General features: G+C 56.6%; 12 protein-coding genes. 7 read left to right on the forward strand and 5 right to left on the reverse strand.

Features of this window, described 5'->3' with window-relative positions:
* The first annotated feature begins 238 nt into the window (after positions 1-238).
* From XcyCFBP4188_RS21770 to XcyCFBP4188_RS21780, 3 genes are all read left to right on the forward strand, one after another.
* Positions 239-1156, forward strand: coding sequence for a pre-peptidase C-terminal domain-containing protein (locus XcyCFBP4188_RS21770; RefSeq protein WP_160113188.1), 918 nt, complete (start codon positions 239-241; stop codon positions 1154-1156).
* Positions 1157-1506: 350 nt separating this feature from the next.
* Positions 1507-1857, forward strand: coding sequence for a SymE family type I addiction module toxin (locus XcyCFBP4188_RS21775; RefSeq protein WP_104592842.1), 351 nt, complete (start codon positions 1507-1509; stop codon positions 1855-1857).
* Positions 1858-1968: 111 nt separating this feature from the next.
* Positions 1969-2205, forward strand: a complete 237-nt coding sequence (locus tag XcyCFBP4188_RS21780) for a hypothetical protein (protein WP_006448538.1) — start codon at positions 1969-1971, stop codon at positions 2203-2205.
* A gap of 60 nt (positions 2206-2265) precedes the next feature.
* Here XcyCFBP4188_RS21780 and XcyCFBP4188_RS21785 read toward each other — a convergent pair whose 3' ends face one another.
* From XcyCFBP4188_RS21785 to XcyCFBP4188_RS21800, 3 genes are all read right to left on the reverse strand, one after another.
* Positions 2266-3243, reverse strand: a complete 978-nt coding sequence (locus XcyCFBP4188_RS21785; protein WP_006448539.1) for a hypothetical protein — start codon at positions 3241-3243, stop codon at positions 2266-2268.
* Positions 3244-3246: 3 nt separating this feature from the next.
* The gene (locus XcyCFBP4188_RS21790; RefSeq protein WP_233397369.1) at positions 3247-3924 is read right to left on the reverse strand and encodes a hypothetical protein; all 678 of its coding nucleotides are present in this window, start codon (positions 3922-3924) and stop codon (positions 3247-3249) included.
* Positions 3925-4185: 261 nt separating this feature from the next.
* A complete protein-coding gene (locus XcyCFBP4188_RS21800; RefSeq protein WP_228996156.1) occupies positions 4186-4740 on the reverse strand; it encodes a hypothetical protein in 555 nt (184 codons plus the stop codon).
* 264 nt (positions 4741-5004) lie between these two features.
* On the opposite strand from XcyCFBP4188_RS21800, the gene XcyCFBP4188_RS21805 reads away from it, so the two are divergent.
* Entirely contained in the window at positions 5005-5265 is a 261-nt protein-coding gene (locus XcyCFBP4188_RS21805; protein WP_225306989.1) for a SymE family type I addiction module toxin, read from the forward strand.
* Here the strand turns inward: XcyCFBP4188_RS21805 and XcyCFBP4188_RS23185 are convergent.
* Positions 5161-5451, reverse strand: a complete 291-nt coding sequence (locus XcyCFBP4188_RS23185; protein WP_006448543.1) for a hypothetical protein — start codon at positions 5449-5451, stop codon at positions 5161-5163. The genes XcyCFBP4188_RS21805 and XcyCFBP4188_RS23185 overlap by 105 nt on opposite strands.
* Positions 5452-5667: 216 nt before the next feature.
* Here XcyCFBP4188_RS23185 and XcyCFBP4188_RS21810 point away from each other — a divergent pair, with 216 nt between their 5' ends.
* The 3 genes from XcyCFBP4188_RS21810 to XcyCFBP4188_RS21820 all read left to right on the forward strand — a co-directional run bounded on the left by XcyCFBP4188_RS21810 (position 5668) and on the right by XcyCFBP4188_RS21820 (position 8152).
* Positions 5668-6159, forward strand: coding sequence for a hypothetical protein (locus XcyCFBP4188_RS21810; RefSeq protein ID WP_006448544.1), 492 nt, complete (start codon positions 5668-5670; stop codon positions 6157-6159).
* A 13-nt stretch (positions 6160-6172) separates the two neighbouring features.
* Positions 6173-7198 carry an XVIPCD domain-containing protein gene (locus tag XcyCFBP4188_RS23190; protein WP_228996157.1) on the forward strand — a complete coding sequence of 342 codons (1026 nt, stop codon included), beginning with the start codon at positions 6173-6175 and terminating at the stop codon, positions 7196-7198.
* Positions 7199-7591: 393 nt separating this feature from the next.
* The gene (locus tag XcyCFBP4188_RS21820) at positions 7592-8152 is read left to right on the forward strand and encodes an RNA polymerase sigma factor (protein WP_228996158.1); all 561 of its coding nucleotides are present in this window, start codon (positions 7592-7594) and stop codon (positions 8150-8152) included.
* A gap of 133 nt (positions 8153-8285) precedes the next feature.
* Here XcyCFBP4188_RS21820 and XcyCFBP4188_RS23300 read toward each other — a convergent pair whose 3' ends face one another.
* A complete protein-coding gene (locus XcyCFBP4188_RS23300) occupies positions 8286-8591 on the reverse strand; it encodes a hypothetical protein (RefSeq protein ID WP_174556007.1) in 306 nt (101 codons plus the stop codon).
* Positions 8592-9217: the final 626 nt, after the last annotated feature.

A 9217-nucleotide genomic window follows, 5' to 3' on the forward strand; every position in this document is an offset into this window, starting at 1 on the left:
TGTTCGATCAGAGAAAATTGTGCTGGCGTGATCTCCATGCTCAATAGTTTAATCGCTCGGGCCATTAGTGTTAACAGGCCCTAGCAGAGCGCAGGCTAATTTTACTATTCTCCGTGCTTCTGGTGGGGCACGCAATCCAATCAATCGTACGGTTTTAGAATCACTACATACGGGCTCTTGTGGTGACGAAGTCCGTATAAATAACTTGGTGACAACGTGGCCGCCTATCCGAGTAGAATTGACCATTGATGACACTGGCTCAATGGGTACACAGCTGAGTGGCGTTAAAACTGCAATAGCAAGCTTCATTGGTAATACTAATACCGGCGAAGATCAGCGTGCCGTTTCGTATGAACTCATTAGTTTCAAGGACTCTCCTACTCTCCGACTCGCAAACACTGAGGACACTTCAGCGGTCATAAGCGCTGTGCAAGCCCTTTCAGCTTCAGGCGGTGATGACTGTCCGGAAGACTCCCTTGGAGCTTTGGGACTGGCACTTTCACGAATCGACGCGGATGAAGACTCGGAGGGCTCTGTAATCCTAGCGACCGACGCGTCGCCAGGCACCGGAAATGTCGACGCCCTTATCGCACAAGCTCGCGCTAGCGGGACACGTGTAAATGTGCTCTTATCCGGCGACTGTGTCGCGGGTGCAGCCACGAAGAGTCGCGCGATCAATGGAAACACCGATGTAATCCCGGCGGCCACCCTGTCTTCGCGAGAAGTTTTTTCTCGCCTCGCAAAGGATACTGGCGGATTGTATTTTTATGCTCCTGGAGCCACAGCAGAAGTATATTCCGACCTGCTGGGACAAATATTTAGCAGTGTTGCGGAAGGAATTACTCCGATCAAGTCAGATGAGTTAGTTGAGGGGATTAAAGGTGATGCAGGTGAAGATCACCTATATAGAATTGACGTACCAGCTGGGGCAAAACTTCTGCGAGTTATGTCGTACGGCGGAACTGGAAATATATCTCTCTTCATGAAAAGAGAATCAATCCCCACTGAAACGGATTATGAGAGCCGCTCAGCTCGTCCTTCGACAAACAGTCAGACGATGCAAGTCGACAACCCGGTTGCGGGTACGTATTACATTAGACTATCTGGAGTAAGCGCGTACTCAAAGGTCGCTCTGAGGGCACTGGTCCGGAATTAATATTTTTATATGGTCGGCGCCTTGACATTTGTCTTGGCGCCGACACTGCGATAATAAAAAGATTCGTGAAGATAAGGGCTTGGAGTTTTTTTAAAAATTATCGGTATGTTCAGCCGCATCATAGGTGCTGATCAAATCCCTGCGTCCCGAAGTACCCACCTCCGTCAAACCGGTGGGTTTTTTGTGCCTGCAGATTCTTGCGGGCACAACCGACGCGATGCCTGCGTCGGGAGGGCGGCTAATACAACACCCTTCGGGGAAATACGCCCGCCGGCTACGTGCGGTTTCTAACCTCCCGACATCCCGTCGCCACCCGGCGGCGGGGCCTGTTCGTCAAGGAGGGCTTTGCCATGCGTCGACCCACGTCCCGTCCCACATCCGCACGCAAGCGCGCCACGGAGCCGCCGCCCACCGAGATCGGCTGGCACTCGCTCGACCCCTCGATCAAGCCGCGGCCCTACGTCGAGCGCACCCCCATCCCCCAACCCCGCACTGAAGCCCGCCCACCGCGTCCCGGCCACCCGCGTGCCCCGCACCACTGCACCGTCGGCTACGGCTACTACCCCGCCAGTAACCAACGCATCCCCACGCTACGCCTACGCGGCCGCTGGCTGGAACAACTGGGCTTCACCATCGGCAGCAAACTCCACATCCGCCTGCGCGATGGCGAGCTGGTCGTCAGCGTCGCACCTACAGACTAACCAGGTGCGCCGCGCACGCGCAGCACGCACCCGCACGCCCCGCGCTGAGCGCAACGCGCCAATCGCCACACCGTGCGCGCTCCCCGCTCACCGCGCAGAGGAGGGACACAGATGGAGCACCCCGCCGTTGTCTTGCATCTCACGCTGGACCAACGCGACCAGCTCGACCGCCTGCTACGCACCCTCATCGCTCATGGCGACGTCATCGCCATGAGCAAACCGGAGTGCCTGGAGGCGCAGACGCTGCCCACGTTGGGGCAAGCCATCTTTGATGCAGCCTATGCCGTACGCGAGATGCTTGAGCAGCGGGTGGAGCAGACGCACCAAGCTGGTAGTGAGCGTAGCTAGGGAAGATTGAAGGGAGCAGGAGCTGGTCTGAGCCAGGTTTTCCGGCTACGTCCCAGACCATTAGCCCATCTGTGGGCCGCCGGCAGTCTGCGTGGCTGCTTCGCGCTGCTGCGTTTCCTGCCGGGTTTGTTCTGCCACCCGCGCGTCGATCTGCTGGCTGCGGGCCAGCCCTTCTTCGATGCTTTGCTGTGGCTGGTTGAGATCTACCATCGCCCGGAAGCCGGGGGTCGTTCCCATTACAAAGATTTTCTCTTCATGCAGAACCACGTCACGCACCTGCTGCAGTTGGTGAATGCCGCTTTCTCGTGCGGCGACCATCGCCGACATCACCTGACCGTCGGTGACATTGGCAGGAAGATCCGATCGCATGCGATCAAACAATTGCTGCGATTCGCGCGACAGCGCAGAAGCCTGACCACGTTCTGGCTCGCCCTCGACCTCAGTCAGCAACTTCTGCAGTGGGCCTTGGTTCTTCGGAAGCGGGTTTTCGTGTGACGAGTTGAGCTTGCTATCGGGAAATGGTTTGGGAATGCTCTTCAGCGCATCGATATTAGGAAGAACTTTGATCGTACCGTCAAAGCTGGGATCTGGCTTTTCGAGCTTCGGCCGCAGACCCGCATCCCGAAGTCCGCCCCAGACGTAGTCGATGCAACTGTTGGAGAAACCGTTGTAATAGAGGCCGAATCGACTATCGTCGCCACGCACACCAGCCTCACCGTACTCCTTCAGCTTCTCGTGCTGTTCCTTAGTAATCTCGAGCGTGTACGAATAGCTCGGATTCTGATAAGTCTTGTACTCATCTCTGACGACGTGCCCGGCGCCTATAACGCCCGTTTTGATCGGCGAGAATCCGTATCCGTTCTTGTGCTCGCCGTCAGAGATCATGAAGTACGCATGGCCTGCGGAGGAAGGGTGACCATGGCCCTTTTCATCGCGCACGGTCGTACCGGGTGCAGCGAGATAGACGGTAACGGTGTAGGGGCCAGGCTCTTTCCTGCCAGGTTGGGCCTGAGCACTGCTATGGGATTGACTGTCCATGTTTTATTTCACGTTGTAGTTGGCGACAAGAAGCTCAAAGCTGAGGTGAGCGATCTGCGGGTTGTCCTGAAGATTGGTAACCTTCAACCGGTATTTCCCGGGAGTCAGGTCCTTGGACTCGGCACTGGCAACCTCATATTCCATATAGGCCATCGACATGTCGTATTTGCCGGCCTTCACCAGACTGTTGGAATCCGCGCCAACAGCGCTTCTGTAGGGGAAGACGTCACTCTTTGCCTTTTGGTAGCGCGTGCCTTGCCACACTGCCGGCAAATCACGATTCAGCTCGTGAAGCACCACGGGCGTCTCTTTGCCACCATTCTGCTTCCAAAGCTGTACCCTCAAGGGAAGCTTCGCTTCCTCAAGGAAGTCCGCATCCCCTGGCTTCAGATCGGGGCGTTTGCGTGGCCCACCAGAACGGAATCCCATCAGAAACGTGCTGGGTCCCGGATCGCCCGTCTCCCGCAGAGGCAGTTCGAAGCGCGCTTCGACCGTGGCACCGGAGTGGACTAGATCAATCGGCTTGACGACTGGAAAGCCGTCGCCATAAGCCGGAGGTACCTTTCCCCCGCATCCACCAATCAACATTGGCAGTATGACCATCCATGGCTTCAGTAAATTTCGCATCTCTTCCTCGTGTTGGTAAAGCATGTCGTCGATAGCGCCGACGACATCCAGCATTGGCCCCTTTATACACTGCAATAGGCAGCGGGTTCTGAACTGGCTTCACATAAGTAGGGACTTCGGCGCTTGCCCGCCAACGACGCTGCCGTTGACCAGATGAGCATCGCTATTGCTGTTGGGATGGTGCGTGATCAGGCCATCGAAGTTCTCCACAACCTCGTTGTGATAGCCCTTCTCCGCCCGCATCCCACTCAAGTTGAATGACGCGATAAGGAACCTGCTGTGTCGCATCCTGTGCAGCCATGTGCCCACCCCTTGTTAATCACTCAGGTTGATCGCGCGAGCCAGGTACCAACAGCCATGGCTCCGTCTAAACACGTAGGTATCTACTTCGTACTCCATGCCGAAGTCCACACTGCGGCCATCACCGGCCATCGTTTGGATAGAGACCGGGTATCCAACTTTACTTTGACGCTCCGGCTTCATCTCCCCCGGAACGACTCGATCAAAGACCTTTTCATCCTTGAAGTAACGATAGGGGAAGAGCTCCAGGCGGGAGAGGCCTGTTCGCTTGGAGAGATGCGTAGCGGGTGACGCGTCAGTTTCTTTTTCGACCGTGTGAGTCGGCACCTCATACTCCAGCGGGTCGTCAGTAAAGCTGCGGCGCACGCTGTCGTCGGCAGAATCCGCATAGCGTTGCAGAAACGTGCCGAAATCTTTGGAAGGACAGGAGACAGCAGGAGGCTTTGCAGCGTGTTGAACCGGATGCTCGCGCTGTGAAGCTCCGGCAGGTGCGGATGAGGTACACCCCGCGACTGAGGCGTAAAGCAATCCAGCAAAAGCTACACACGCCTTTCGGTGATTGGCACCCATACCCATTATTCCTTCCGAGTCTTGGCTGTTGGCGATGCAGATTGCCGGAATTATTCGTCAAGTGCATTCGCTTCCGCATGTCTGCCGGAGTTCTCGCAAGGGTATCCGACTGCAGGACGTTGTGCGAATCGAACCCCGCGGCGGGGCCTGTTGGTCAAGGAGGGCTTTGCCATGCGTCGATCCCCATCCCGCCTCACGCCGGTGCGCAAGCGCGCCACGGAGCTGCCGCCCACCGAGATCGGCTAGCACTCGCTCAAACCCTCGATCACCCCGCGGCGCTACCTCGAGCGCAACCTCATCCCCGAGCCCCGCCCCGATCCCAGCAAGCCGCGCCGCCCAGGCCACCCGCGTGCCCCGCAACACTGCACCGTTGGCTACGGCTCCTACCCCGACAGCCACCAACGCATCCCCACGCTGCGCCTACGCGGCCGCTGGCTGGAACAACTCGGCTTCACCATCGGCAGCAAACCCCACATCCGCCTGCGCGATGGCGAGCTGGTGGTAAGCCTCCACCATCAAGGGTGAGGTGACATGGCCTTCTGCTGGATGCCATGTAATCCTGGATGGCTCAGTCAGCCGAGTCATTCGATTAATTTTGTCAGCAGACACCTCTGGCACGTCGTTGCTGCGATGAGGTTTCGATTGCACAAAAATTCTCACGGCATGCATGCGTAAAAATACAGGTATGTCTAGAAAAGGGTCTCGCGTCATGACCCTATAACGCACGCGTAAAAATAGCCTATGCTGTTATCGAAGCAATCTCTTCAGGCACAAGGCATGTCACGACCGTATCAAGTTGTACGCGTATTGCTGTTATTAGTAGCAGCGTATATGGCAGCGGGCTGTCATCGGCAGCCACAACAGACCAGTGCGCCACAGCCGGACCGGAATAGTGACAGCCGAACGGCTGTACCGTTGGCACGCTCGTTGGAAGCCATCCACGATGGCGAAATCCGACTTGATTTTGACGTGCCTGCCACAAATGGTGAGTCACCTCGCTCTGTCTTCATTGGGGTTCGTCTCGAGGGACGCGATTCAACATCTGTGGCTGAGGCTGCCGATGCGCTTAGAAAAGCAAAGATTTCTGCAAAGGTTCAGCTCTATCAAATCGAGCAAGGCCGTACCGCGGAGGTTGAACTTAAGCGCAGCCAGTGGGTGAGTCGTAATGAGGTGGAGTGGCTCACTATCCCTGCGGACGGTGCCGTCCCCGGCCTGGAAGCCGCCGATGCAGACCGAGAGTCCTTGTTGGAAGCAGGCTTGATCGCTCAAGGGGTTGCTTACACTGAACTATCTTTTGCAAGCGCAGATGCGTTGCCGTCAGGCCACTATGTCCTTGGCCTTGCGCTGGGCAATGACCGTCAGTTGTTGATCGATGCTAAGGCGAAGCTCTTGATTGCGTATCGCGCAAAGAAGAAGTGAGAGGAGCATGGGAATGAATTCATCAGAAACGCACTACACCGTCACTGTCTATGTCGCCGCACCCGGCACGCCATTAGCAGGTGGCGGTACATCTGCAGCCGGACACGTCTACTACTCCATCTCCGATGGGCAAAATAACAATAGCTACGGTTTCGCTCCGTTGGCGCATGGCGAGTCGAGTGGGCTTGGTGGCGTATCAGAAACCGATGTCGCAGACTACAAGGATCCCTACTACTCCAGGACGCTGGAGATCAGCAAGGACCAGTATGAAAAGCTGCAGGCCTTCGGCAGAGATGCTGCCGGCCACGGCTTTAACATGCAGTATGAGTGGAAGGAAAATAGTTGCATTGATTTTACCTGGAGTGCATTGAACCAGGCTGGCTTGCATCGGCGGAACGTATTTGTCATGACGGACAAGGATTTCGAAGGGCAGCTGAAGCCGCTCTCTAACGTCGAAGACATCAAGAGCATTAAGGCCCCATTCCCTGATAGCAAGTTGAATAGTGAGTCGCAGCATGCAATGCCGAAACAGACCTTCGAGCAGCGTCTTATTTCGGAGCAGCGGCATCCGGACGATCGTAGTCTACCGGGTCTAGCTGCGCCATTTGAAAGACATCAGATGCCAGCAAGTGACGCAAGCAAAATGAACCCTCTCTTGTCCCAAGCGGAAGCTGCGGTTCGCGATCTAGAGAAAGGGCTTGGTCGCGACTACGACGAAAATAGCGCTCGCCTCGCCGCGAGTAGCGCCTATCTCGCAAAGGAGAATGGGTTATCAAGGATAGATCACATCGCATTGAGTCAGCAGACCGACTCTGTACGCCAAGGTGAGAACGTCTTTGTTGTTGAGGGGGCATTGAATGATCCTGCACACAAGATGGCGCATATGAAGACCATGGATGCCATTGCGCAGCCAGTGGAGCAATCATTGGCTCAGCTGCAAACACTGAGCGAGGCGCAGCGGCAGCAACAACCGCAACCACAGCAGCAGCAAGAGCAGCAACGTGATCAAGCACCAGTGCAGCCGCATCGAACGGTATGAAATTGATCAGATAGTGCAATAAAGGTGTCAGCGCGATTTGCGATGCTTTTGTCCCAGTGGGCTGGTGCCGCACCAGATCGCTAGAAAGATTTATTTTAAGATCATAGAAAATCTTCTAAGAGCTGTATCCACCGGCGTCAAACCAATAGGTTTTCGTGCCCGTAGTTTCTGGTGGTTGTAATCGACGCGATGCCTGCGCCCGGAGCCCGGCTGACAACACCCGTCGGGAAATACGACCACTCATTCTGTGCGGTTTCTAACCTCGTGCATCCCGTCGCTACCTCCACATCCGCCTGCGCAACGGCGAGCTGGCCCGCCTTGCATCGACGCAGCGACCCAGGCAATACCTCCGCCTAACGTATGGCGTGCGACACGCCACCGCGCATCACACTCGTGCGCGACTACACGCACGTACGCCCCACCACGCGCTGGCGCGTGCGCGAGGAACCGGCATCGGGCAGGGCGCGCTTCGACCAGGCCATCGGCCTGTTGCATGCAGACTTGCTCGCCTACATGCGCCGGCGCATTCGTCACCCGGACACCGCCGCCGACCTCGCCGAGGAAACGCTGCTCCGCCTGCTGGCCTACCGCGACGCGCCTAACATCGGCGACTGCGCACTGCTGATGTACCGCATCGCTCACAACATGGTGCTGGAGCATTGGCGCACGTGCCACCGCCGCCACGCCAACACCCACGTCGCACTGGACCTGATCACGCCGCTGGCCGCAGACGGCGCACACGTCGACCAGATCGCCGACACCCGCCGCATCCTGCAGCACCTGCAGACCCACACCCTCGACACCCTCCAGTCCAGGTGTCGCCAGGCCTTCACCCTCCAACGCATCGACTATCTCACCTACCCGCAAGTGGCCGCAGCCATGGGCATCTCGATCAAGATGGTGGAAAAGCACATCAGCCGTGCGCTGGCTGCTTGCCGGGCTGCTGTGCAGTGAAGCACCAGGGCTCCGCTTCCTATCCCGAGAAGATCAGGGCGCGTCCTCGTTATGTTGTACAAGCACGCCGGTGCGCTACGACCAGCAACCATCGAAACACATAAAAAACCCTGCCGAGGCAGGGTTTGATGCATCAATAACCGGATCCGTAAGGATTGACGGAGTCGGACCTGGGTAGACCGTAGGTGGCCTGTGGTGCGGGTTGGCGATAGGTGTTCTGTTCTCTGTACGGATCGACAGTTCCAACTCTTCCGGTATATGGATTCACATTTCCACGTGTCGAGTAATTGTCTAGCGTTGTGCTGTTGGCCGCACTGCGATAGTGAGGTTGCACATAAGTACCATCGGCACGGTGGTAACCACTGACACGGGTTTGCGCGCATACCGAAGCCGACGCGAGTGCTGCCACGATCGCCAAAACGATCTTTGCCTTCTTCATTGATGTTTCCTCGTAATTACTTGATGGCCTAAATGGCCGCAAAGACCAACGAAGTGCGGAGCCAATCTGGTGCTGAGTGATGCAGCCGGCTTGGGCTCCATCGGCTTCACTGCGCTCCAGCTCGGTAGTCCACAACCATTGCCTTTGTCACGTCCTTTGGGTAGCACAGCGGGGCATAGCCACCACCACGGCTATATGCGCTTCTACCGCCGCAGCTGCTGCCATTGCGGGCTGCGTTGTACGGGCAGGGGCAGTTGCCAGGATATGCATCGATCGATTGTTGAATCAGCAGCGTCTTGATGTTGGCATCAGACAACGCTGTAGAAGGTCCTTTGGCAAGTGCGTGTGGCGCAAATGCCATCGTCAACGCAAGCAAGCAGAACTGTAGTCGCATGGTTTCGTCCTAATGTCGCACGTAGGGTGCGCCCAGAACATGCAAGGCCTGTTCCCAGTGTCTTATAGCGTTCGCTTTCACTGACGCTATGGGCGTTCTTGCTCGCCTTACGCTGTATAAGCTCATTCGCTTCGATCACCTAGAGTGTGTTATGAACTTTGAAATAGAGCGGCTGCATTTCCAAGCATCAGGATCGTGAAGACGACAAAGTGCAAACCGGCCAACGTTTCCG

The organism is Xanthomonas hortorum pv. cynarae (genome assembly GCF_002939985.1).
In the GTDB taxonomy this organism is placed as follows: Bacteria; Pseudomonadota; Gammaproteobacteria; order Xanthomonadales; family Xanthomonadaceae; genus Xanthomonas; species Xanthomonas hortorum_D.